The sequence below is a fragment of the Maricaulis virginensis genome, from assembly GCF_027922185.1.
Classification (GTDB): Bacteria; Pseudomonadota; Alphaproteobacteria; order Caulobacterales; family Maricaulaceae; genus Maricaulis; species Maricaulis virginensis.
Genome location: NZ_BSFE01000006.1, coordinates 98371 through 119940 on the forward strand (window position 1 = coordinate 98371; position 21570 = coordinate 119940).

The window sequence follows — 21570 nt, forward strand, 5'->3', positions numbered from 1 at the left end:
CTTCTTGTCCCTCGCGAACGGGAGAAGGAGTCCCCCACATGACCCGCCTTTTCCTGCTCGCATTATCCCTGGTTCTGACGGCCCTGATTGCCCTCGCTGTCGGAACCGGGGATTTTTCCGCCGCCGGCGACTGGCTGATATCGCGCCCCTGGGGCCGCGTGACCCTGGCCGACCTCTATATCGGCTTCATCCTGTCCGCGATCGTGATCGGCTGTTTCGAGCGGCGCTGGATCCTGCGCATCGTCTGGATCGCGCCGGTTTTCGTGCTGGGCAATGTCTGGACGGCGATCTGGTTCGCCTGGCGCGCACCGGAACTGTTCCGCCGTCTGGCGGCCTCTTGAAACCGGGCGGGCGCTGCACCATCTGAGCCTCACCGGCCGGTTTCGCGCAATTCGATGCGAATTGTCGAAGTCTTAACGACGTTCTCAATGGAACCGATGCCGGAAAGGTTTCGTTAAACGATTCAACGCTGGAATCGCCCGTGCAGCGACACGGGAAGCGGCTTTGCCGCCGCAAGTGGAGTGAGGACGATGAGCAAGGCTGACTACGGACTGGGAACGATCGCGAAATCCGGACTGATCTGGCTGACCGCCGGACTGGTCTTCGCGTCCGTTTTCGGCGCCCTTCTGTCGGCCAGTGCAGACCGTCCGGCCGTCAGCTTCCGCGAAGCCGCGCCGCAGCCCGTCATGGCGATCCACGAAGCCAAGGCCAACGGCTGACCGGCTCCGGTCACGTATTGCAGCACCCCCAACAGCGATAAATTCGCACCGGTCTCACACCCGGGCCTTTACAGGCGCAACCGGACTCCCGATATGTGATGTTATTACATTTTGGGGGGGAAGCATGCCCGACCGTCAGATCCATCCCGCCTTCGAAGGCGACATGGCCGCCAGCTATGACGCCCGCAACGAACCGATGGCGGCGCTGCGCGACGCGCTGCACCTGCTGGCCGGACGCCTGCTGCTGCAGGACCTGCTCGGGACGGCAGAAATCCTCTGCGTCGGCGCCGGCACCGGCAAGGAAGTGCTCTATCTCGCCAGCCTCGCCCCGGACTGGCGCTTTACGGCGCTCGACCCCTCCGCCGACATGCTGGCAGTCTGCAGGCGCGAGGTCGAGGCGGCCGGCATCGCCGACCGTGTGCGCCTCTTCGAAGGCTATGTCGACGAACTCGATGACGGCATCGCCTACGACGCGGCCACCTCCATCCTCGCCTCCCACTTCATCACCGACCGCACCGAACGCCTGGCCTATTTCACCGGCATCGCCGAACGCCTGCGCTCCGGCGGCATCCTGATCAATGCCGACCTCTCCGGCGACCGGCAGGCCGCGACTTTCGATGCGCTGGAGCATGTCTGGCTGTCTGCAATCCGCGCCGCCGGCCTGGACGATGACAGCGTCGCATCCTACCGCACCAATCTGGACAAGTCGGTCGGCCTCCTGCCGCCGCCGGACCTCGCCGCGCTGATCGCCTCGGCCGGGTTTTCCGAACCCGCGCAATTCTACCAGGGCGGCCTGATCCACGCCCACACGGCCCGTCGCCTTTGAGGCAGGCTTGACTCCGCAGGCCCTGCCGCGTATTGCCCCGCCTTCATCACGCAAGCTCACACGCTTGTCTTACCGGCACATCCGTCCCAACTGACGGGGGAGGCCGGCGAGAACCCCGCTCGGCGAAGTCTTCGCTCAGCGGGGCTGCGACGCTTTGCGCGTGCGGCTGATCGCACGTTCGGGCGGCGGCCTTGCAGGATGAAACGGAATTGAGGACGAACGCATGTTCGACGCACTGACAGAACGACTTGGCGGCGTATTCGACAAGCTCACCGGCCGCGGTGTGCTGTCGGAGAAGGACGTCGATGCGGCGCTGCGCGAGATCCGCGTCGCCCTGCTCGAGGCCGACGTCGCCCTGCCGGTCGTCAAGGACGTCGTTGCGAAAATCCGCGAGCGCGCCGTCGGCGAAGACGTGATCCGCGCCGTCGCCCCGGGCCAGCAGGTCGTCAAGATCGTCCATGATGCCCTGGTCGATCTTCTGGGCGGCGAAGGCGAACAGCCCGGCCTGATGGTCGAGGGCGAACCGCCGGTCGCGATCCTGATGGCGGGTCTGCAAGGCTCGGGCAAGACCACCACCTCCGCCAAGCTGGCCAAGCGCCTGCAGGACGTCCACAAGAAGAAAGTCCTGCTCGCCTCGCTCGACACGCGCCGCCCGGCGGCCATGGAACAGCTGCAGCAGCTGGCCGGACAGGTCGGCGTCGGCTTCCTGCCGATCATGGCGAACCAGCGCGCCGTCGATATCGCCAAGCGGGCGATGAATGCCGGCAAGCTGCAGGGCTATGACGTCGTCATTCTCGATACCGCCGGCCGCACCTCGATCGACGAGGACATGATGGCCGAGGCGAAATCGATCGCCGATGTCACCCGCCCGCGCGAAACCCTGCTGGTCGCCGATGCGCTGACCGGCCAGGACGCGGTGGAGACCGCCAAACGTTTCCATGAACGCCTGCCGCTGACCGGCCTGGTGCTGACCCGGATGGATGGCGACGGCCGCGGCGGTGCGGCGCTTTCCATGCGCCATGTCACCGGCCTGCCGATCAAATTCCTCGGCGTCTCGGAAAAGCCGGACGGTCTGGACGCGTTCGACGCGAAACGCCTGGCCGGCCGCATTCTGGGCCGCGGCGATATCGTCTCGCTCGTCGAGAAAGCCGCCCAGGATGTCGACCAGGACAAGGCCGAACGCCTCGCCAAAAAGATGGCCAAGGGCAAGTTCGACCTCGACGATCTGCGCGAACAGTTCGGCCAGCTGAAGAAGATGGGCGGTCTGGGCGGCATCATGGGCATGCTGCCGGGCATGAACAAGGCCGCGAAATCGCAGATGGCCGCTGCCGGCATGGACGACAGGATGCTCTCCCGCCAGGAGGCGATCATCCTGTCGATGACGCCGCAGGAGCGGGCCAAGCCGGAAATCCTCAAGGCCTCGCGCAAGAAGCGCATCGCCGCCGGTTCCGGCGTGACGGTCGCCGACGTCAACAAACTCATCAAGATGCACCGCCAGATGGCCGACATGATGAAGAAGGTGGGCAAGAAGGGGCGCGGTGGCCTCGCCGGCATGATGGGCGGAATGCCCGGTGGCATGCCGCCGGGCATGAACCCGGCCGATATGGGCCGGGCAACCCAGGACCTGCTGGGCGGCAAGGCCCCCGCAGGCGCGCAATTGCCGGGCCTCGGCGGCTCCGGCTCGAAAAATTCAGGCTCGTCACTGCCCGGACTGGGCGGCGGCGGCCCCTTGGGACCGGACGGCCTGCCGCTCGGCCTCCCGAAGAAGTAATCCCCGTTTCAAAGCTTTAGACCGAAGGAAATCGAACAATGGCTCTGAAAATCCGTCTCGCCCGTGGTGGCGCCAAGAAGCGTCCCTACTATCGCATCGTCGTTGCCGACAGCCGCGCCCCGCGCGATGGCCGCTTCATCGAGAAGATCGGCTCCTACAACCCGATGCTGCCCAAGGATGGCGAGCGCGTGAAGATCGACATGGAAAAGGCCAAGGCCTGGCTCGCCAAGGGCGCCAAGCCGACCGACCGCGTCGGCCGCTTCCTGAACCAGCTCGAGGCCGATGCCTGGGCCTGGGAACACGGCAATAACCCGAAGAAGGGCGAGCCGGGCGAGAAGGCCAAGGAGCGCGAAGCCGAGCGCCTCGAGAAGGAAGAAGCCAAGAAGGCTGCCGAAGCGGAAGCCAAGGCTGCTGCCGAAGCCCCGGCTGAAGAGCCGGCTGCCGAAGCCGAGGAAGCCCCGGCCGAAGAGGCTGCTGCCGAAGAAGAAAAGTCCGAATAGGACTACCTTCAACGTCCGTGCTGCGCCTATCCTTCCCCTTGACGGGGAAGGTGTCCGGCGCAGCCGGACGGAAGGGGTGAATCCCGGTGTCTGCCCATTCAGACACCTCGCCCCCACCCCCTCCACCACGGCTGCGCCGTGGTCCCCCTCCCCCATCAAGGGGGAGGATGGAGTCCGGACCCGAAACCATGACCGACACCGCCGACGATCTTGTCTTCATCGCCGCCATTGCCGGTGCGCATGGTGTGAAGGGCGAATGCAAGGTGAAGAGTTTTGCCGGCGAGCCGGACGCCGCCTTTTCCTATGGCGCGTTTCGCGATGCTGGCGGTGCGGTGATTTTGACCCCGAAGAGCTGGCGCGCGGTGAAGGACGGTTTCATCGTCCGCTTTGCCGAAAACCTGACCCGCGACGAGGCCCAGGCCCTCAAGGGCACGCGGCTTCACATCCCCCGCGCGGCCCTGCCGGCGCTGGAGGACGATGAATTCTATCATGCCGACCTGATCGGCCTGAAGGTGCAGGCGCTGGACGGCAGCGACATGGGCACGCTGCGGGCGATCCATGATTTCGGCTCCGGCGACCTCCTGGAAATCACCGGCACACCGGGCCGCAACGGCGCCTGGATGCTGCCCTTCACCCGCGACTTCGTTCCCCACATCTCGATCGGCAACGGCACGATCACCATCGACCCGCCCGAAGAGGTCGGCTCGAAGGCCGAGGAAGAGGCGGGGGAATAGCGGGATTCACGCCGCTTCCCGTCTTCTTCGCTTATCTCTTTTCACTTTCCCCGGCCTTGTGCCGGGGCCTGGTTGAGTCCGCTTCTGAGGCGCCGCCAGACCCCGGAACGGGTCCGGGGAAACCGGAGGCAGACTCTACGGCCCGCAGCGCCACTCGCCCTCGACCACCATGCGGGCGCCATTGTCGCCGACATAGACCAGACGCGCGGGCATGGGCGGGGATTCCTCGCCCGCCGTCTCCGGCTCGCCTGTCACGATAACATCCACCGTCAAACCGCCGCCGGCCAGGGTTTCGCCGTCCAGCAGCGCATTGAAGCCGCCCGGCGTCTGGCTGCGCACCGGCTCGACGCGGCCATCGACCTTGATCACACCCTCGGAAAACTCCTCGTCCATCACATTCGCCCGCACCAGCATCACCGGCTGGGGCGTGTCGTCGATGTCGAAGGCGCAGGCCAGCTCGCCCGGCAGGTCGGTACCGCGGATATCGTCCGCGGTGAGCGTGCCGATCTCGACGGCCGGTTCCGCGTCTCCGGCCGCGCCGGGCCCGGTCGCCCCTTCAGAACAGGCCACCAGCGCAAGGGCGCTGACAACGCCCAGCCCCGGAAGGCGGCAGGCGGCGGTTTGCATACGGAAGAGACGGATCATCGCGGTATCTCCGGACCAGGTTTCACCCCGACCAACGGCCCGGTCTCCGCTTTGTTCCCGGAGAAAGCCCTCTGGGGGCTGCTAATCCCCTCCCCATTCCCCCCCATCCCTGCTAAACCCGCGCGCCATGACTGACACGTCTGCCCCTTCCCTGCCCTGGACCGCAACGGCCCTGACCCTCTTCCCGGAGGCGTTTCCCGGACCGCTTGGCGTGTCGCTGATCGGCGCAGCTGCGAATCGTGGGTTGTGGGCGCTGGAAACTGTGGACATCCGGGATTTTTCCCGTCATAAGCACCGCTCCGTGGACGACACCCCGGCCGGCGGAGGCGCTGGTATGGTGCTCAGGCCGGATGTAGCCGCGGAGGCGATTGATACGGTGCAGTCTCGCTGGCAAGGCGGGAAACGGCCGTTGATCTATTTGACGCCGCGGGGACGACCGCTTTCACAATCCCGGGTCCGGGAGTGGGCGGCCGGTTCTGGCGTTGTCGTATTCTGCGGCCGGTTCGAAGGGCTCGATCAACGGGTCATCGACAGTCGCGGGATGGAAGAGGTCAGTGTCGGCGATGCCGTTCTGGCCGGTGGCGAAGGCCCTGCCCAGGTTCTCATCGAGGCCTGTGTGAGACTTCTCCCCGGCGTGCTCGGTGATCCGGCCTCGGCCGAAGATGAGAGTTTCGAGGGCGATCTCCTCGAATATCCTCACTATACGCGTCCGCGTGTGTTCGAGGATGAAGAGATCCCCGAAGTCCTGCTCTCGGGGCACCATGGCCGGATCGAGGCGTGGCGCCGGGAGCAGGCGGAAGAGATTACGAAGGCGCGGCGCCCCGACCTCTGGGCGAGGTACGTGGCGCGCAAGGAGAATGCACGATGAACATGATCGAGCAGCTTGAAAAAGAAGAAGCCGCCCGCGTTCTGGGCGAGAAGACCATCCCGGATTTCAGCGCCGGCGACACGCTGCGCGTCCATGTTCGCATCAAGGAAGGCGACCGTGAGCGGATCCAGGTGTTCGAAGGCGTCTGCATCGCCCGCAATGGCGGCGGCCTGAACGAGAGCTACACCGTCCGCAAGATTTCCTTCGGTGAAGGTGTCGAGCGCGTTTTCCCGGTCTACTCGCCGAATGTCGAGCTGATCGAGATCAAGCGGAAGGGCAAGGTCCGCCGCGCGAAGCTGTATTACCTGCGCGACCGTCGCGGCAAGTCGGCCCGTATCGCCGAACGCGTCACCGGCCGCGGCATCGAGAAGCGCGAAGCCAAGAAATAGGCGTCCGCCCTCGTACGATTTCAAAAACCCCGCCGGGAAACCGGCGGGGTTTTTTGGTTTGCGTTTGTCGCGCCGCACTTGTCATCCCGGATGAACGCCCCGCGCAGGCGGGGCGAAAGTCCGGGACCCATAACCACGGTGCTCGCCCGGGTGTCGCCGATGCCGGGCCCGCTTCCGGCCCAAAACACGAGTATGGGTCCCGCCTCTGCGGCCCGCCTGCGCGGGCCATCCGGCCGGGATGACAAAGAATGTGAGGCAAGCCTTCACCTCACCCGCCAATACCGCTTAACTCGGTCCCATGACAGGCTCGCTCGTCATTCTCACCGGCGCCGGCATTTCGGCGGAATCCGGGCTGGGCACGTTCCGCGATACGGACGGGCTGTGGGCGAAGTTCGACTGGCAGGCGCTGGCGACGCCGGAAGCCTTCGCGGCCGAGCCATTCAAGGTGCATGAATTCTACAATGCCCGCCGCGCCAATCTGGCGACCGCCCGGCCGCATGCAGCGCACGCGGCCCTGGCCCGGCTGGAGCGCGACTGGCTGGCGCGCGGCGGCGACTTCCTGCTGGTCACCCAGAATGTCGACGATCTGCACGAGCAGGCGGGCTCGCAGCGCCTCGTTCACATGCATGGCGAGCTGAAGAAGATGCGCTGCGAGGCCTGTCACACGGTCGCCACGGCCTCCGACGAGATCGGCACGGACACGCCCTGCCCGCGCTGCCGGCAGCCCGGCTTTCTGCGGCCGCACGTGGTGTGGTTCGGCGAGATCCCGCTGGAGATGGACCTGATCTTCCAGGCGTTGGAGAGCTGCACCCATTTCGTCGCGATCGGCACGTCCGGCACGGTCTATCCCGCCGCCGGCTTCTCCGAGATCGCCCGCCGCGCGGGAGCGCACCTCACCGAGATCAACCTGGCCGAAACCGATACCTCGCCCGTCTTCGACAGCCACATCACCGGCCCGGCCAGCGCCGCCGTACCCGCCTGGGTCGAGGCGTTTCTGGCGCAGGGGTGAAAGACCGGGCGGCGCGGGCCGGAAGGGGTGAATCCCGGTAGAGGCGAACCTGGAAAAACCTCGCCCCCACCCACTCCACCGCTGCTGCGCAGCGGTCCCCCTCGCCCATCAAGGGCGAGGACAGATACGCACGGTCAGCCCTCATCCTCAATGCGGTGCATGTCTTCGTCGGAGAGGCCGAAATGATGGCCGATCTCGTGCACCAGGACGTGGGCGACAAGCTCGCCCAGAGGAATGTCGCCGCGCTCGGCCCATTCGTCCAGGATCGGACGGCGGAACAGGAAGACACGGTCGGGTTCCGGCGAGGGGTCGATCACCGATTTGCGCGCCAGATCGACGCCGATATAGACGCCGGTCAGTTCGAACGCGTCCTCCATGCCGAGCGCGTCGAGGGTTTCGCCATCGGCGAAGTCGGCGACGAAGATCTCGACGCGGCCGCACATCTTGCGGAAACCGTCGGGCAGGCCGTCCCAGGCCTGGCCGGCGAGGGCTTCGAAGTCTTCCAGGGAGGGCGGCAAAAGATCGTAGGGCAGGGATTGGGTCATGGCCCCCGTATATCGGTCGCGGGCCGGCCTGTCAGTCCGCTTCGGCGGCGGTCTTGAAATGCGAACAAATATGGAACAATCTTGCACCATGGACCTGTCCGACGTTGCCTCCGCCGCCAATCCGGATATCGACGACGCCCAGGCGCTGATGCGCGGGGCGGCGCGCCTGCTCTGGCAGATGGGCTATAGCGCGATCCCGGAATTCATCCTGCCCGATGGCCGCCGCGCCGATCTCGCCGCGCTCGGCCGCAAGGGCGAGATCACCATTGTCGAGGTAAAATCCGGCATTGCCGACTTCCGCGCCGACAACAAGTGGGAGAATTACGCCGGCTATTGCGAACGGCTGTATTTCGCCGTCTCTCAACGCTTCCCGCACGAGCTGATCCCCGATCATGCCGGCCTGATCATTGCCGACGGGTTCGGCGGCGCGGTGGTGCGCGAAAGTCCGGTGCTCGCCCTCGCCCCGGCCCGCCGCAAGGCCCTCACCCTGCGCTTCGCCCGCGCCGCCGCCGACCGGCTGATGCGGGTGGAGGAGTAGGCCAGGGGACATGTACCTCCGGTACGTGTCCCGGAATACAAGCGGAGTAGAGCTTTCTTCCCCACGCGAGTGGGGAAGTGGGCCCTCCGTAGCCCTGGCGAAGGAGGGGTCGAAGGGGTTGCGGCCGCAGGCCGCAAAAGGCGGCCGGACCCGGCTTGCCCATAACGCCGCTCACGCGGCGCCCCTCCGTCTCGCCGCCTTGCGGCGATCCACCTCCCCATGGAATGGGGAGGAAAGAAGCGCGCTTGCCTCCTACACCGTCTCGGCGGCCCGCATCTCGCGCAGCAGCCCCTCGAACGCCTCCATCCGCGGTGCGAAACGCTGTTCCACAGCGCCGCGTACGTGCAGGCAGGCCTTGTCCGGGCTGCCGCAATCGACGGGCGGGTGCGGATCGTATTCCAGGCCCAGCTGGATCGCCTGGGCGACGGTCTCGCCGGCCAGTTCCACGACGACGGTGAAGGCGAAATCGATCCCCGCCGTCACACCGCCGCCGGTGAAGAGATTGCCGTCGCGCACCACGCGCGCCTTCACCGGTTCGGCGCCGAAGGCCGTCAGCAGCGCATGGTAGCGCCAGTGCGTGGTTGCCTGACGTCCCGCCAGCAGGCCCGCTGCACCCAGGATGAAAGCGCCGGTGCACACCGAGGTGACATAGCGGGCCTGCGCGCCCTGGCGTCTGACAAAATCGACGATCTCATCGTCCTGCATCGCCGCATCCACGCCGAACCCGCCGGGAATGCAGATCAGGTCGAGATCGGGACAGGCGGCGATCGTCGTGTCCGGCAGGATGAAGGGCCCGCAATCGGTGCGCACGGGATCGAGCGTCCTGGCGACGAGGTGGACTTTCGCGCCGGGCACGCGGGACAGGACCTGCAGCGGGCCGGTGAAGTCGAGCTGTGTGATGTCGTCGAACAGCAGGAAACCGATATTCAGCGTGGCGGTCATGATCAGGCCTCTTCTTTCAGGGGGGAGGTGAAACGGGCGCGGTAATCGCTGGGCGTCACGCCAAGCTGGCGCATGAAGGCGCGGTCCATGCGCTGGTGCGTGCCGAAGCCGCAGGCCTGCGCCACCGTGTCGATGCGCTGGCGGGTCTCGACCAGAAGGCAGCGCGCCAGATCGATCCGCACGCGTTCGATGAAGGCGGCCGGCGAGGTGGTCATCTCGCGGCGGCACAGCCGGCTCAGCGTACGCGGCGAAACGGCGAGCGTGTCGCACATCGCGGCGACCGACCAGTCGCGCTCCGGCGCGGCCCGCACCGCCTCGGCCAGCCGGGCCAGCCGGCGGTCGTCCGCGCCCTGGGCCGCCAGATCGGCGGAAAACTGCGCCTGGCCGCCGGACCGCATGCGGTAGACGACATTCTCGCGCGCCACGGCCAGGGCCAGGTCGCGGTCATGATCGGTCTCGATCAGGGCGAGGGCGAGATCGATCCCCGCCGTCACACCGGCCGAAGTCCACACCTTGCCGTCGCGCACGAAGATCGCGTCGGGCTCGACCTCCAGCGCGGGATAATAGCGCTGCAGCCGGGCCGCCGAGCGCCAGTGCGTGGTGACACGGCAGCCGTCCAGATGGCCCCGGCGGGCGAGCAGGAAAGTCCCGGAGCAGACCGAGGCGACGCGGCCGGCGCGGTCGAAGGCCGTGTCGATGAAGGCCTGCACATCCGCTTCGTCCAGTGCCGCGCGCACGCCCGGTTCCTCGCCGCCGGCGACGATCGCGGTAGAGCCCGGCCCCAGCCGGGCCGCTGCGGCGGCCGCACTGTCCCCGGCGTTGACGGCCAGCCCGGACGAGCTCGCAACATTGCCCGCCTGCGGTGCGGCGACGCGGATATCGTAGAGCCGGCGGCCCGCGGCCCGGTTGGCGGCCGAGAACATGGCCAGCGGCCCGGTGAGGTCGAGCAGCTGGAAACCGGGATAGATCAGGAAAACGATGGTGTGCGGTGTATCCATGCCCGCCACCCTAGCCTCACCCCGTTATGGCCCAAAGGCCATTCATAGGGCAAATCGGGCCATTCGACGCGAATCCGGAGCTCTAAGCCTCCGGCTTCACGCGCCAGGGCGGGTCGATGCGGTTTTCGCCGGCATGGTAGATCTTGATCTTGTGGCCGTCGGGGTCGGCAAGGATCGCCTCGCGCCACAGCCAGGACTGATCCTCCGGCTGTGTCTCGAAGACCAGGCCCTTCGCCTCCAGTTCGCGCACGCGCGCATCCATGTCCGCATCTTCCAGATAGATCACCGCGCCGGGATGGATCGGGCCGGTCTCGACATGGATGGAAAACGTCGTCTCGCCCTCGGGCGCCAGGAAGCGGCAATAGTGCGGACTGTCGACCAGGAGCCGGAAACCGAGCTGAAGGTAGAAGGCCTTCGAGCGCGGGATGTCACTGACGGGGAGGGTTATCTGGTTCAGCTGCATCGGTTTCGGTCTCCCGCCTGGGATCGGCAATCTGGTCCAGCGGCCGGATCAGGCGGTCCAGCGTCAGCTCCGACAGCAGGAAGGCCCACCCGTCGGCCGCCGCATTGATCGCTCCGGCCGCGTCGCCGGCATCGTCGGTCAGGGCTTGCGCCCGCAACACCGCCCAGCGCGTTTCACCCAGCGCCAGCACGTCCAGGCTCACGCGCACGCCGTCGAAGGTCTCGGCGATATGGCGGGCGACGACCTCGCCTTCAAGGCGCGAGGCTGCGCGCACATCGCGAAAGCGCACCCGCGCCAGCGCGCTGGCCGGACCATTGCCCGCCGCCGCGGTGATCAGTGTCCAGCCGCCCGGCTGGCGCAGGGCGAAGCTGCGCACGCTCGGCGAGGGGCGTTCCAGCCGGTAGGCCGGACCCGCTTCCGGCACGATCGTGCTGACGGCGATGGCGTTGGCGCCCAGTTCCAGGAAATCCAGATCCAGCCAGTGACCCGCCTCGGCGATCGGCGGCAGGCTGGCCGCCGTCTCGCCCGGGCGCGCGGCATAGGTGCGGTTGCGGCCCGGAAAGCGCACATAGATCCCGGTCTCGGTTTCACGTCCGATGAGGATATCGACCCGCACGGCGCCGGAGGCATCGCGCACGGTCAGCCGGGTCGCCTCGCCCTCTTCGCCCCGGCCCCCCAGGCCCAGGCGGGCATGCTTGGCCGGGTCTGCCGTGCGCGCGCCGGCATAGTCCAGCCCCGCCAGGAAGGCGTCGAGCTCGGCCAGCCGGCTCGCGAGCACGGGATGCCCGTCACGGCTGGGCATGATCCAGCCGCTCTCGCTGCGCGTCAGGGTGAAATGATCGGCGGCACTGTCGATCTCGATCTCGGCGGCCTCGGCCACCGCCTGCGGCCAGTCCGGCAGGACCGGGCCGGAAACCTCCGGCTGCCAGGCCTGGCGCGCCTGGTTCCAGGTCAGCCCGGCGGCGAGACCGAGAAGCGCGAGCGCCAGCACGCCTGCAAGGGCGAGCCGGTTGCGGCGCGTCCGGTCCATGCGGTGGCTCATGACGGCCTCCCCCGGCGGCGGCGCACCAGCGCCCCGGCAATCCCGGCCAGGATGATCAGCACCGGCGGCGCACCGATGGTCCAGAATTGCAGCGTGGCGTTCAGCGCATCGATATCGCGGCGGAAATCCCGCTCGACGGCGCGCAGCTCGGCCCGCGTCCCGGCGATCTGGTGGCGCAGGCGCTCGGCCTCCTCGCGCTGGGCAGCGCCCGAGGCGGACAGGAAGGCCGAGGCCTGGCCCGAGCCGGTCAGACTGTCCAGCTGTGCCTCGGCATCGGCGATTTCCTGCTCCAGCGCATCCTGGATTTCCAGATAGCGCGTCTCGGCAGCCTCGCGCAGCCGGTCGACCCGGCTCATCGGCCGCAGCGAGGGCGTGCGCGATCGCACCTCGATCAGCGCCCGGTCGCCGGCCGCCATATCGATCAGGTTCAGCGCCAGGGTGAGATTGTCGGCCACCATCATGTCGCCAACCGCCGGGTCGGAACGGACATAATAAGTATCGTCCAGCCAGTCGGCATCGGCGACCACGGTGATATCGACCGGGGCATCGGCCTGGCCAACATGATCGGCCGGGCTGAACAGCGTGTCGCCCGCGGGCGGACCGTCCGGAAAGGCGGTTTCCGGCAAGCCGGACAGGCGCGCCGCCAGCACCAGCGGTGCCGGTGCGGGCTGATAGCCGCGCAGAAGATCGTCCGGCCCCGGCGCACCGGCGGCGATATCGGCATCGACGGCGGCGCCTTCCGGCGAGGTGACGACCAGCGGCGTCACCGTCATGCCGGGCTGGCCGACCGGTTCGAGATAGCCGGGCGAGCCGAAATTGATGCCCAGATCGAGCGTTGCCGTGGCCAGGTCCTCGCCGGACAGCTGGGCCTGGCCGACCGAGAACCACAAGGGATAGGCGCGGCGGCGCGCCCGCCCGTCGGCATCGACAATCTCGACCGGCAGGCCGAGCGCCCGGTCCATGGCAACGCTCTGGGCGTCATAGCGCACGCCCCAGCGCGCCAGCAGCGGCCCCAGGTCCGAGGAGCGCCGCGCGCGGATCGGCGGCAGACCGTCCGGTCCCGGCCGCATGGCGACATGCGCCAGCGGGTCGATGAAGGCGAGCAGCCGGCCGCGGGTCAGCACGTGCTGGTCGATGCGGTAGAGCTGGGCCTCGCTCAGCTCGCCCGGGTGCAGCAGCAAAAGCGCATCGGCCTCGGGCAGGTCCTGGAAATCGCGATCGACCCAGATAATCTCGTAGGCGCTGCTCAGCTCGGTGACGAAGCGGTTGGGCGCGCCGGTATCCGGCGTGATCGGCAGGCTTGTGACAACGGCGATGCGCGGCCGGCGCGGCCGTTCCAGATCGGAAATCACACGGGTGAGATCATATTCCAGCCGCGCCTCGGAATCCTCGCGGAAGACCGGGATCACCGCCTGTTCGTCGATGGAATTGCGCGCCACCAGGCCGAAATAGAGCGAGGTACCGGCCTCGGTCGGCACAGCCTGAAGGCCCGCCTCCAGCGCGGCGTCCTCGTCCGGCGAGAAGGGCTGGGGATCGATCTCGGTCAGCCGGATCATGCCGCCGGACCGGTCGGCATAGGCTTCCAGCATTTCACGCACCCGGCTGGCATAGGCGCGGATCGCCGGATACTGGGCGGCCTCGGCGCGGGAATAGTAGAAGCGCCACTCCACCGGTTCCGTCAGCCGGCCGATCACCTCTTCGGTGCCCGGCGAGAGGCGGTAGAGCCCCTGTTCGGTCAGGTCGAGCCGCCAGCTGCGCAGGGTCAGCCCGGCGATCTGGTTGCCCGCCAGGAAGATCACGGCGAGCGCCAGCAGCATCAGCGGCATGAAGAGGGCGCGTTTCATCGGCCGCCTCCGCGCCGTTCGGACACCAGCACGCCGCCCATGGCCAGGCAGATGCCGATCAGGCCGAGGAAGTAGACCAGGTCCGCCAGGCCGATCACGCCATTGCGGAAGGCGTTGTAGTGGTCCAGCGCCGACAGGCCGGCGACGAATTCGGTCACCGCCGCCGGTGCGCTGGCGCCGAGCACGGACAGCACGAAGGGCAGGCCCGCCATGGTCAGCAGGAAGGCGGCCCCGGCACCGAGCACGAAAGCGACGACCTGGTTGGCCGTGGTCGCCGACAGGGCCTGGCCGACCGCCAGATAGGCCCCGGCCAGAAGGAGGGTGCCCAGATAGGCGGTGGCGATGGCGGCATTGTCCGGCTCGCCGAGATAATTGACCGCGATCCACATCGGGAAGGTCAGCGCGATGGCCAGCGCGGCCATCGTCCAGGCGGCGAGGAATTTCCCGCCCGCCATCGCCCAGAGCGGGATCGGCAGCGCCATCAGGAATTCCAGCGTGCCGCGATCGCGCTCTTCCGCCCAGGCGCGCATCGCCAGCGCCGGCATCAGGATCACCAGCAGCCAGGGCAGATAGTCGAACAGGGGGGCGAGATCGGCCCGGTTGGTGTCGAAGAAACGGCCGACATGGAAGGCAAAGGCCGGCGCGGCGAAGCCGAACACGGCCAGGAAGACATAGGCCAGCGGCGTCAGGAAATAGGCGCCCAGCTCGCGCCGGTAGATGGCCCGGAGTGTGTGGATCACGCCGCCGCCTCCGGCGTGTTGCCATCATCGTCAGGGGCCAGGGTGAGCTGGCGGAAGGCCGCCTCGATCTGGCGTTCCGGTGCCAGCTCCGCCAGTTCGCGCGGCGAGCCGTCGAACAGGAGCCGGCCGCGGGCAATCACGATGGCCCGCGAGCACACGGCAGGCACTTCCTCCAGGATATGGGTGGAGATGATGATCGCCTTGTCCGGCGCCATGTCGCGGATCAGCTGGCGCACCCCGTCCTTCTGGTTGGGGTCCAGCCCGTCGGTCGGTTCGTCGAGAATCAGCACCGGCGGATCATGGGCGATGGCGGCCGCCAGCGCGGCCCGGCGCTTGTATCCCTTGGACAGCGTGCCGATGGGCTGACGCTCATAACCGCCCAGATTCGCGCGCTCCAGTGCCAGCGCGGCGGCGCGTTTCAGACTGTCGCCGGAAAAGCCGCGCGCACGCAGGCTGAAAGCGACGAAATCGCGCGGCGACATGGCCGGATAGGCGGGCGCGCCTTCGGGCAGATAGCCCAGCCGGGCCTGCGCTTCCAGGCGTGCGGCGACGCAGTCATGACCGGCGATCGAGGCGCGGCCCTCGTCCGCTTCCAGCGCGCCGGCCAGCATGCGCATCGTGGTGGTCTTGCCCGCGCCATTGGGGCCTAGAAAGCCCAGCACCTCGCCGCGCTCCAGCGTGAAGGAGACGTCGTCGACGGCGCGGCGCGGTCCGAAATCCTTGGTCAGATGGTCGGCAACCAGCATGAAACGCTCGGAGACTCGAAGCTGAGAGGGCCCTAGCGTTAGCGTGCCGGCGCGCGCTTGGCCAGAGGCGAAACAGGCGGGCAGAAGAGGGGGTGAGGGTGTCGACCGGATCGCCGCTCCTTGACCCGGGGGGCTGGGGGGGCTGTCTAAATCCAGGATCCGGAACGTTGACGCGACCGGCCGACGCGTTGGACGGTGGCTTCGCGGTATGGCGGGAACTGGTCGGGAATGTGGCGACTTTGCGGCACCGCGTGAAATGTTTGTAAGCTGTAAACGGCCATTCAACCCACGGGAGAATGCGAGTGACAGCAAGCCCTCACAGCGTGCGTCCGGCGCCACAATCGGTGATGTGGGAACGCCGGGAACTGGACATCATCCTGCGCGTCTACGGTCATTTCGTCGGCCGCGGCGAGTGGAAGGACTATGCGATCGACGGGCTGAAGGACCAGGCCGTGTTCTCGATCTTCCGCCGGCACAGCGAGATGCCGATGTATGCCGTGATCAAGGCGCCTGCCGAGGCCCAGCGCCAGGGCGCCTACAAGGTGGTCGGCATGGACGGCAAGATCCTCAAGCGCGGCCACGACCTCGCCCAGGTCCTGCGCGTCTTCGACAAGAAGCGCTTCCACGTGGTGGACTGAAACTTCAGCGACACTTGTCATCCCGGATGAATGCCCCGCGAAGGCGGGGCGCAAGTCCGGGACCCATAATCCCGGTGCGTGCCCAGATGTCGCGTACGTCGAGCCTGCTTTCGGCAGAGAGCGAGCGTATGGGTCCCGGCCCTCCAGCCTGCCTGCGCAGGCCATATGGCCGGGATGACAGCCCGCGGTTGCCCGCTCGCACAACACCCGCAAAAAAGCCCCCGGAGTTTTCCCCGGGGGCCGTTTTCTGTGCGATGTCCGCCGATCCTATTCGCGGCTGCCCAGCAGCGAGAGGATGATCTGGAACATGTTGATGAAGGCGATGTAGAGGTTCAGCGCGCCCATATTGGTGAGCACGGCCATCGAGCGCTGGTCGCCCGCCACCTGGTAGTACATCACTTTCAGGCTCTGGGTCTGCCAGGCCGTCACGCCCGCCATCAGCAGCAGCACGCCGAACTGCAGCAGCAGTTCCAGGCCGGCCGAGTGGAAGAAGAAGGCGTTCAGCACACCCAGGATGATCGCGCCGATCATGCCCATGAACAGGAAGGAGTGGATCGGCTGCAGGTTGATCTTGGTCGTGTAGCCGAACACCGACAGGCCCAGGAAGGCACCGGCAGTGATGGTGAAGGCCTGCACGATGGTCGCCCAGCTGATCGCCAGCGTCCGGCCGCCCGACGTGGTGATGCCGTCCGGCGCAGCGCCGCCCGCCATCACGACCCAGATGCTCAGACCGGTACCGATCAGGGCGACGATCGCCCAGTAGAGCAGGGCCGAACCGGTCGGCGAGGGATTGCGCATGAAGAACATCGAGCCGAACAGCAGGGCCAGCGGACCCCATTGCACGACAAAGAGCAGCGGCGTGCCGTAGACCAGCGCCGTCAGCGGCGCGACGGTACCGACCGCATAGGCCAGGGCGGCCGAGATCAGCAGGCCCAGGCCCATCTTGTTGTAGACGCCGAGCATGAATTTGCGCAGGCCGGCATCCCGCGACATGTCCATCGACTGGGCGCCGGAATAGGTGCGGGAAAAGTCGTTCATCGTTACGTCTCTCTCGTAGTCAGGGCGTGCGGAAACACGCCGCGCGCCGACAGGGCGCTTTGTCCTGCAATATCGGGGCGACCGGGCAAAATGGCAAGGCGGGACGCGGTGGGGGTCGCGTCCCCCCTGTCAGAAGCTGACACCTCCCGGGCGCCATTGCCGAGCCGGTACGAATTGTCCTAGGCACTTGAGAGCCCGTTGCGGAGTCCCGGTCCATGTCCCTGCGCCTGTTTGCCGCCCTGCCCGTGCCCGAGGAGATCGGGGCGGGGCTGGTGCGCCTGCAGAAGGGCGTGCCGGGCGCGCGCTGGCGGCCGGTGGAGAATTTCCACATCACGCTGCGGTTTTTCGGCGAGATCGACGAGCGCACGGCCGAGGACCTCGATGCCGAGCTGGCGAATATCCGGATGGACCCCTTCACCGTGCGGCTCAGGGGGGCGGGCTGGTTCGGCAAGGCGGATCCGCGCGCGCTCTGGCTGGGCGTCGAGGCCGGCGAGGCCGTTGCCACGCTGGCGGGCAAGTGCGAGCGGGCAGCGCGGCGCGCCGGTCTGAAGCCGGAGACGCGCAATTTCCACCCGCACATGACGATCGCCTATCTGCAGGGCACGCCGGTGGACAAGGCCAACCGCTTTACCCAGCGCGCCAGCGATCTGGAGACCGGGGCCTGGATGGCCACGCATTTCAGCCTCTATTCCAGCTGGATCACCCGCGGCGACGCCAATATCTACGAAGCCGAGGCCGACTATCCGCTGGCCTGACCGGGCTGTGCACGCAGGGCAGCAATCAGCCCGTCCACCCCGGCCTCGACCAGGTCGAGCACATCCTCGAACCCGGCATCTGTGCCGTAATAGGGGTCCGGAACGTCGTCCATCGCCACGCCCGGCGCCCAGTCCATCAGGCGGGAAATCCGGCCCGACACGCCCGGCGGCGCAAGACGGTGCAGATGGCTGTGATGGCCGCTGTCCATCGCCAGGATGTGATCGAAGCGCGTGAAATCGTCCGCGGTCAGGGCCCGCGCCGCGAGCCCGTCGAAACTGTAGCCGCGGGCGGCGGCCGCCGCCTGGCTGCGCGGGTCCGGCGGCTCGCCCTCATGCCAGCCGCTGGTACCGGCGGACTCGACGCGCCAGTCCAGCCCCAGCGCCTCGATCCGCGCCCGGGCCACCGCTTCCGCCGTCGGCGAACGGCAGATATTCCCGGTGCACACGAAGAGCAGACGCATCACTCGGCATCGACGCTGAAGGCGCCGGGCAGCACAGCGAGCTGCCAGCCACCGCCGGACTGATAAAGCCAGTAGATGTCGCCATAGGCGGTTTCCGGCAGGCGGCCCTCTGCGCAGCCCGCAGCTTCGGCGGCGGCAGTGCCGGCAAACTCGGCCAGCCACAGGCAGGAGGTGTTGGAATGCTCGCCGGCGAGCGTCCAGCGGGCCTCGCCGTCGCGCGCCTCGGCAAAGGCCGCGGAACGCTGGCGTTCGATCGTGGCGCCCGGCGTGCAGTCGGCGGCATAGCCGTCAACGGCCTGGTGCGCGACCACCTCGGCATGTCCGGCCGCCGCCGTCAGCCGGGTGCGGCAGGCAGCGCTTGCATAGGCCCGGTCGACCGGCGCCTCGCCGAGCAGGCCGGACAGCCGCGCCACCATCGCCTCGCCCGTCTCGCTGAGCGGACATTCCATACCATTGCAGTCCGGCGAGATCTTGTAGGCGTGCCGCACCACCAGGATGTGGCGGCCGGACGCGGCGATATCGGCCTGCAGGTCCGCCGGTGCCAGCTCCAGCAGGGCCGGGCGGTCGAAGTCCGCCGCTGCGGCGCCGTCCAGGCCGGCCGCCGTGAGCACAAGTGCGGAAAGATAAGTCGCGATCATGATGAGCCTCCCCTTAGAGTGTGGCGAGACTAGCCGCGGCAGCCCGGCTGGCAAATTACCCTTCCATGAGGAAGCGGACAGATTGCGGTCCCCGCACGCCGCCAGGGGCTCAGACGTCTACCGAATCCGGCTCGATCTGCACGACAATGCAGGCGCGCGCCTGCGTGCCGGCGCCCGGCGTGCTGTCGAAGACCAGCTCGCCCTGCATCAGATCGACCAGGCGATGGCAGATCGACAGGCCGATCCCGCTGCCCGATCCGGTCCGCAGCGTGCGCGTCCCGGTCGCGAGGCCGAGCTCTTCCGGCGTCATGCCGATCCCGGTATCGGTGACGATGAAGGTCAGGCGCGCATGATCGGGATCGATGGGCTCGGCTTTCACATCGACGGTGATCCGCCCTGCCGGCGTGAACTTGACGGCGTTGGACACCAGCTGGGTGAGGATCTGCTTGATCCGGCCGGGGTCGCCGATCATCGGCTGCTTGCCGTCGTCACCGCAGGCCGGGCCCAGTTCCAGGCCGCGCTCTGCCGCCAGCGGCGCAAACAGGCCGGTCACCGACCGGACCAGCTCGCACGGCTCGAACACCGTGCTGCGCAACTCCACCCTGCCGTTTTCCAGCTGCGACAGGTCCAGCACATCGCTGACCCGGTTCAGCGTCGCCTGGGCCGACTGTTCCAGCGTGGTCAGGAGACGGCGCTGTTCGGCATCCAGCTCGGTATTGGCCAAGAGGCTGGCCAGGCCGAGAATGCCGTTCAGCGGCGTCTGCAGCTCATGGCTCAGCCCCATGAGGAATTCCGATTTCGACTGGCGCAGGGCGCGCTGCATCTCGGCCTCGGTCTTGAGTTCCGCCTCCAGCGTGTCGCGCGAGGACAGCTCGACCTGCATCCGGCTCGCCGAGCGCCGCATCCGCGACAGGAGCCGTCCCAGCCGGCGGATCAGCATGACAAAGCCGATCAGCATCAGGGCGACGGCCACGGCATCGGACAGCGGACGGATGCGGTGTCCGGCAAGATCGACCCAGACGGCGAGCACATCCGGCGGCAGCACCAGCGGGCCGGCAATATGCAGGAGGGCATCGGCGAGATAATAGGCCGCCCACAGCACGATACCGACGGACAGCACCTGCACGGCGCGCACCGCGCCGGCGAACTGGATCGACCGGGCATGCGTCCACAGATAGGCGGCCGCGACGGTTCCGGCCGCGACGAACAGCAGATCCAGCAATATCGTCAGCAGGGCCGAGTGCATGTCTTCACCCGCCCCCGACCGGGGTACACATGGTCAAACGCCCGCTCTGCTCCATATCCGCCACCGGCCTCACCGCCGGCAGCCGGTAACCCTCGACCCGGGGTGGGGCGGTGTAAAGCGCCGCCCGGCGCAATGAATATTTCATTCATCGCAACGGAATGCGGCGATCGGGCGGCAGGGACAGGGAAATTGCGCTCCGCCCGGATCAGTCGTTGCGGCCCAGACGGCGCTTGCGGCGGGCCATCAGCTGCAGGCGCAGCGCGTTGAGGCGGATGAAGCCCTCGGCATCCTTCTGGTCGTAGACATCGTCTTCCTCGAAGGTCACATGCGCCTCGGAATACAGCGTGTGGTCGGAGGAGCGGCCGACGACATTGGCCGAGCCCTTGTAGAGTTTCAGACGGACATCGCCCGTGACAAACTCCTGACTCTTGTCGATCGCCGCCTGCAGCATTTCGCGCTCCGGGGAGAACCAGAAGCCTTCATACAGCAGCTTGGCGTATTTCGGCATCAGCTCGTCCTTGAGGTGCGCGGCACCGCGGTCGAGGGTGAGCTGTTCGATGCCGCGATGGGCCGCCATCAGGATGGTGCCGCCCGGCGTCTCGTAGATGCCGCGCGACTTCATGCCGACGAAGCGGTTCTCCACCAGATCGAGACGGCCGATCCCGTGCTTGCGGCCCAGCTCGTTCAGTTCTGTCAGGAGCATGGCAGGGGACAGCGCCTTGCCGTTCACCGCCGTCGCGTCGCCGCGTTCGAAGCTGATCGTGACATATTCCGGCGTGTCCGGCGCATCGACCGGGTCGACCGTGCGCTGGAAGACGATGTCCGAGGCTTCCTCGGCCGGATTTTCCAGCACCTTGCCCTCCGACGAGGTGTGCCAGAGATTGGCATCGACCGAGAAGGGCGCCTCGCCGCGCTTGTCCTTGGCCACCTGGATGCCGTGCTGTTCGGCATAGGCGATCAGCTTGGTGCGCGAATTGAGATCCCATTCCCGCCAGGGCGCGATCACGCGCAGGTCCGGGTCCAGCGCATAGACGCCCAGCTCGAACCGCACCTGGTCATTGCCCTTGCCGGTCGCGCCGTGCGCCACGGCGTCGGCGCCGGTTTCGTGGGCAATCTCCACCAGACGCTTGGAGATCAGCGGCCGGGCGATCGAGGTGCCCAGCAGGTAAAGACCCTCATAGACCGCATTGGCGCGCACCATCGGGAAAACGAAGTCGCGCACGAATTCCTCGCGCAGATCCTCGATGAAAATGTCCTTCACGCCGGCCGCTTCGGCCTTCTTGCGCGCCGGTTCCAGCTCCTCGCCCTGGCCCAGATCGGCCGTGAAGGTCACGACTTCCGCGCCATACTGATCCTGGAGCCATTTCAGGATCACCGACGTGTCGAGACCGCCGGAATAGGCAAGAACAACCTTTTTCACAGGCTTTTTGGCAGGCATGGCGCATTTCCTTTTCGTCTGCCGTTCGCCTACCGCC

The 21570-nt window shown here is 67.4% G+C and carries 26 protein-coding genes; 12 read left to right on the forward strand and 14 right to left on the reverse strand.

The features are described 5' to 3' along the window. Positions 1-38: 38 nt before the first annotated feature. The 6 genes from PKE71_RS11685 (at position 39) to rimM (ending at position 4550) form a co-directional block, all read left to right on the forward strand. Positions 39-341 (forward strand): hypothetical protein, encoded by a 303-nt coding sequence (locus tag PKE71_RS11685; protein ID WP_271187159.1) that lies wholly within the window; start codon positions 39-41, stop codon positions 339-341. Between the two features lie 189 nt (positions 342-530). Beyond that, positions 531-719, forward strand: coding sequence for a hypothetical protein (locus PKE71_RS11690; protein ID WP_271187160.1), 189 nt, complete (start codon positions 531-533; stop codon positions 717-719). A 124-nt stretch (positions 720-843) separates the two neighbouring features. Continuing rightward, the gene (locus PKE71_RS11695) at positions 844-1545 is read left to right on the forward strand and encodes a class I SAM-dependent methyltransferase (RefSeq protein ID WP_271187161.1); all 702 of its coding nucleotides are present in this window, start codon (positions 844-846) and stop codon (positions 1543-1545) included. Between the two features lie 223 nt (positions 1546-1768). Further along, positions 1769-3316, forward strand: a complete 1548-nt coding sequence (gene ffh / locus PKE71_RS11700) for a signal recognition particle protein (protein ID WP_271187162.1) — start codon at positions 1769-1771, stop codon at positions 3314-3316. 38 nt (positions 3317-3354) lie between these two features. Beyond that, positions 3355-3816: a 30S ribosomal protein S16 gene (gene rpsP, locus PKE71_RS17645; protein WP_348509542.1), complete on the forward strand. Its 462-nt coding sequence runs from the start codon at positions 3355-3357 to the stop codon at positions 3814-3816. Between the two features lie 188 nt (positions 3817-4004). Then, a complete protein-coding gene (gene rimM / locus PKE71_RS11710; RefSeq protein WP_271187163.1) occupies positions 4005-4550 on the forward strand; it encodes a ribosome maturation factor RimM in 546 nt (181 codons plus the stop codon). A gap of 135 nt (positions 4551-4685) precedes the next feature. Here rimM and PKE71_RS11715 read toward each other — a convergent pair whose 3' ends face one another. Further along, positions 4686-5195, reverse strand: coding sequence for a hypothetical protein (locus PKE71_RS11715; protein WP_271187164.1), 510 nt, complete (start codon positions 5193-5195; stop codon positions 4686-4688). Positions 5196-5322: 127 nt separating this feature from the next. Between PKE71_RS11715 and trmD the strand changes: the two genes are divergently transcribed. The 3 genes from trmD (at position 5323) to PKE71_RS11730 (ending at position 7461) form a co-directional block, all read left to right on the forward strand. Then, positions 5323-6063: a tRNA (guanosine(37)-N1)-methyltransferase TrmD gene (gene trmD / locus PKE71_RS11720; protein ID WP_271187165.1), complete on the forward strand. Its 741-nt coding sequence runs from the start codon at positions 5323-5325 to the stop codon at positions 6061-6063. Beyond that, positions 6060-6452: a 50S ribosomal protein L19 gene (rplS, locus tag PKE71_RS11725; RefSeq protein ID WP_291882159.1), complete on the forward strand. Its 393-nt coding sequence runs from the start codon at positions 6060-6062 to the stop codon at positions 6450-6452. The genes trmD and rplS overlap by 4 nt, the downstream gene beginning before the upstream one ends. 298 nt (positions 6453-6750) lie before the next feature. Then, complete coding sequence (locus PKE71_RS11730; RefSeq protein WP_271187166.1) at positions 6751-7461, forward strand: NAD-dependent deacylase; 711 nt, start codon at positions 6751-6753, stop codon at positions 7459-7461. Positions 7462-7595: 134 nt separating this feature from the next. Here PKE71_RS11730 and PKE71_RS11735 read toward each other — a convergent pair whose 3' ends face one another. After that, positions 7596-8006 (reverse strand): metallopeptidase family protein, encoded by a 411-nt coding sequence (locus tag PKE71_RS11735; RefSeq protein WP_271187167.1) that lies wholly within the window; start codon positions 8004-8006, stop codon positions 7596-7598. Between the two features lie 70 nt (positions 8007-8076). Between PKE71_RS11735 and mmcB the strand changes: the two genes are divergently transcribed. Next, a complete protein-coding gene (gene mmcB, locus PKE71_RS11740) occupies positions 8077-8544 on the forward strand; it encodes a DNA repair putative endonuclease MmcB (RefSeq protein ID WP_271187168.1) in 468 nt (155 codons plus the stop codon). Between the two features lie 252 nt (positions 8545-8796). Here mmcB and PKE71_RS11745 read toward each other — a convergent pair whose 3' ends face one another. The 7 genes from PKE71_RS11745 to PKE71_RS11775 form a co-directional block, all read right to left on the reverse strand. Continuing rightward, a complete protein-coding gene (locus tag PKE71_RS11745) occupies positions 8797-9486 on the reverse strand; it encodes a DJ-1/PfpI family protein (RefSeq protein WP_271187169.1) in 690 nt (229 codons plus the stop codon). A 2-nt stretch (positions 9487-9488) separates the two neighbouring features. Continuing rightward, positions 9489-10484, reverse strand: coding sequence for a GlxA family transcriptional regulator (locus tag PKE71_RS11750; RefSeq protein WP_271187170.1), 996 nt, complete (start codon positions 10482-10484; stop codon positions 9489-9491). Between the two features lie 82 nt (positions 10485-10566). Beyond that, positions 10567-10947: a VOC family protein gene (locus PKE71_RS11755; RefSeq protein ID WP_271187171.1), complete on the reverse strand. Its 381-nt coding sequence runs from the start codon at positions 10945-10947 to the stop codon at positions 10567-10569. Further along, positions 10913-11989 carry a DUF4340 domain-containing protein gene (locus PKE71_RS11760; RefSeq protein ID WP_271187172.1) on the reverse strand — a complete coding sequence of 359 codons (1077 nt, stop codon included), beginning with the start codon at positions 11987-11989 and terminating at the stop codon, positions 10913-10915. Before PKE71_RS11760 ends, PKE71_RS11755 begins: the two co-directional genes overlap by 35 nt. Beyond that, on the reverse strand, positions 11986-13833 hold the full coding sequence (locus tag PKE71_RS11765) for a Gldg family protein (RefSeq protein WP_271187173.1): 1848 nt from the start codon (positions 13831-13833) through the stop codon (positions 11986-11988). The genes PKE71_RS11760 and PKE71_RS11765 overlap by 4 nt, the downstream gene beginning before the upstream one ends. Then, positions 13830-14573: an ABC transporter permease gene (locus PKE71_RS11770; RefSeq protein ID WP_271187174.1), complete on the reverse strand. Its 744-nt coding sequence runs from the start codon at positions 14571-14573 to the stop codon at positions 13830-13832. The genes PKE71_RS11765 and PKE71_RS11770 overlap by 4 nt, the downstream gene beginning before the upstream one ends. Next, entirely contained in the window at positions 14570-15319 is a 750-nt protein-coding gene (locus PKE71_RS11775; protein ID WP_271187175.1) for an ABC transporter ATP-binding protein, read from the reverse strand. The genes PKE71_RS11770 and PKE71_RS11775 overlap by 4 nt, the downstream gene beginning before the upstream one ends. Positions 15320-15615: 296 nt before the next feature. Between PKE71_RS11775 and PKE71_RS11780 the strand changes: the two genes are divergently transcribed. Beyond that, positions 15616-15957, forward strand: coding sequence for a DUF2794 domain-containing protein (locus PKE71_RS11780; RefSeq protein ID WP_271187176.1), 342 nt, complete (start codon positions 15616-15618; stop codon positions 15955-15957). Positions 15958-16224: 267 nt separating this feature from the next. Here PKE71_RS11780 and PKE71_RS11785 read toward each other — a convergent pair whose 3' ends face one another. Further along, positions 16225-16995: a Bax inhibitor-1/YccA family protein gene (locus PKE71_RS11785; RefSeq protein ID WP_271187177.1), complete on the reverse strand. Its 771-nt coding sequence runs from the start codon at positions 16993-16995 to the stop codon at positions 16225-16227. A gap of 215 nt (positions 16996-17210) precedes the next feature. Between PKE71_RS11785 and thpR the strand changes: the two genes are divergently transcribed. After that, positions 17211-17750 carry an RNA 2',3'-cyclic phosphodiesterase gene (thpR, locus tag PKE71_RS11790; protein WP_271187178.1) on the forward strand — a complete coding sequence of 180 codons (540 nt, stop codon included), beginning with the start codon at positions 17211-17213 and terminating at the stop codon, positions 17748-17750. Here the strand turns inward: thpR and PKE71_RS11795 are convergent. The 4 genes from PKE71_RS11795 to PKE71_RS11810 all read right to left on the reverse strand — a co-directional run bounded on the left by PKE71_RS11795 (position 17735) and on the right by PKE71_RS11810 (position 21533). Further along, the gene (locus PKE71_RS11795) at positions 17735-18211 is read right to left on the reverse strand and encodes a low molecular weight protein-tyrosine-phosphatase (protein ID WP_271187179.1); all 477 of its coding nucleotides are present in this window, start codon (positions 18209-18211) and stop codon (positions 17735-17737) included. The two genes, thpR and PKE71_RS11795, sit on opposite strands and share 16 nt — an antisense overlap. Then, entirely contained in the window at positions 18211-18849 is a 639-nt protein-coding gene (locus tag PKE71_RS11800) for a histidine phosphatase family protein (RefSeq protein WP_271187180.1), read from the reverse strand. Before PKE71_RS11800 ends, PKE71_RS11795 begins: the two co-directional genes overlap by 1 nt. Before the next feature lie 109 nt (positions 18850-18958). Beyond that, a complete protein-coding gene (locus PKE71_RS11805; RefSeq protein ID WP_271187181.1) occupies positions 18959-20095 on the reverse strand; it encodes a sensor histidine kinase in 1137 nt (378 codons plus the stop codon). Positions 20096-20300: 205 nt separating this feature from the next. Next, positions 20301-21533 (reverse strand): argininosuccinate synthase, encoded by a 1233-nt coding sequence (locus PKE71_RS11810; RefSeq protein ID WP_271187182.1) that lies wholly within the window; start codon positions 21531-21533, stop codon positions 20301-20303. Between the last annotated feature and the right edge of the window lie 37 nt (positions 21534-21570).

Coding starts and splice junctions, on each gene's coding strand:
- PKE71_RS11755 (WP_271187171.1), bottom strand. CDS start 10,947: ATGCAGCTGAACCAGATAACCCTCCCCGTCAGTGACATCCCGCGCTCG.
- PKE71_RS11730 (WP_271187166.1), top strand. CDS start 6,751: ATGACAGGCTCGCTCGTCATTCTCACCGGCGCCGGCATTTCGGCGGAA.
- rpsP (WP_348509542.1), top strand. CDS start 3,355: ATGGCTCTGAAAATCCGTCTCGCCCGTGGTGGCGCCAAGAAGCGTCCC.
- PKE71_RS11760 (WP_271187172.1), bottom strand. CDS start 11,989: ATGAGCCACCGCATGGACCGGACGCGCCGCAACCGGCTCGCCCTTGCA.
- PKE71_RS11810 (WP_271187182.1), bottom strand. CDS start 21,533: ATGCCTGCCAAAAAGCCTGTGAAAAAGGTTGTTCTTGCCTATTCCGGC.
- PKE71_RS11685 (WP_271187159.1), top strand. CDS start 39: ATGACCCGCCTTTTCCTGCTCGCATTATCCCTGGTTCTGACGGCCCTG.
- trmD (WP_271187165.1), top strand. CDS start 5,323: ATGACTGACACGTCTGCCCCTTCCCTGCCCTGGACCGCAACGGCCCTG.
- PKE71_RS11795 (WP_271187179.1), bottom strand. CDS start 18,211: ATGCGTCTGCTCTTCGTGTGCACCGGGAATATCTGCCGTTCGCCGACG.
- PKE71_RS11800 (WP_271187180.1), bottom strand. CDS start 18,849: ATGATCGCGACTTATCTTTCCGCACTTGTGCTCACGGCGGCCGGCCTG.
- PKE71_RS11745 (WP_271187169.1), bottom strand. CDS start 9,486: ATGACCGCCACGCTGAATATCGGTTTCCTGCTGTTCGACGACATCACA.
- PKE71_RS11765 (WP_271187173.1), bottom strand. CDS start 13,833: ATGAAACGCGCCCTCTTCATGCCGCTGATGCTGCTGGCGCTCGCCGTG.
- PKE71_RS11690 (WP_271187160.1), top strand. CDS start 531: ATGAGCAAGGCTGACTACGGACTGGGAACGATCGCGAAATCCGGACTG.
- rimM (WP_271187163.1), top strand. CDS start 4,005: ATGACCGACACCGCCGACGATCTTGTCTTCATCGCCGCCATTGCCGGT.
- thpR (WP_271187178.1), top strand. CDS start 17,211: ATGTCCCTGCGCCTGTTTGCCGCCCTGCCCGTGCCCGAGGAGATCGGG.
- PKE71_RS11735 (WP_271187167.1), bottom strand. CDS start 8,006: ATGACCCAATCCCTGCCCTACGATCTTTTGCCGCCCTCCCTGGAAGAC.
- rplS (WP_291882159.1), top strand. CDS start 6,060: ATGAACATGATCGAGCAGCTTGAAAAAGAAGAAGCCGCCCGCGTTCTG.
- PKE71_RS11780 (WP_271187176.1), top strand. CDS start 15,616: ATGCGAGTGACAGCAAGCCCTCACAGCGTGCGTCCGGCGCCACAATCG.
- mmcB (WP_271187168.1), top strand. CDS start 8,077: ATGGAACAATCTTGCACCATGGACCTGTCCGACGTTGCCTCCGCCGCC.
- PKE71_RS11805 (WP_271187181.1), bottom strand. CDS start 20,095: ATGCACTCGGCCCTGCTGACGATATTGCTGGATCTGCTGTTCGTCGCG.
- PKE71_RS11750 (WP_271187170.1), bottom strand. CDS start 10,484: ATGGATACACCGCACACCATCGTTTTCCTGATCTATCCCGGTTTCCAG.
- PKE71_RS11695 (WP_271187161.1), top strand. CDS start 844: ATGCCCGACCGTCAGATCCATCCCGCCTTCGAAGGCGACATGGCCGCC.
- PKE71_RS11785 (WP_271187177.1), bottom strand. CDS start 16,995: ATGAACGACTTTTCCCGCACCTATTCCGGCGCCCAGTCGATGGACATG.
- PKE71_RS11775 (WP_271187175.1), bottom strand. CDS start 15,319: ATGCTGGTTGCCGACCATCTGACCAAGGATTTCGGACCGCGCCGCGCC.
- ffh (WP_271187162.1), top strand. CDS start 1,769: ATGTTCGACGCACTGACAGAACGACTTGGCGGCGTATTCGACAAGCTC.
- PKE71_RS11715 (WP_271187164.1), bottom strand. CDS start 5,195: ATGATCCGTCTCTTCCGTATGCAAACCGCCGCCTGCCGCCTTCCGGGG.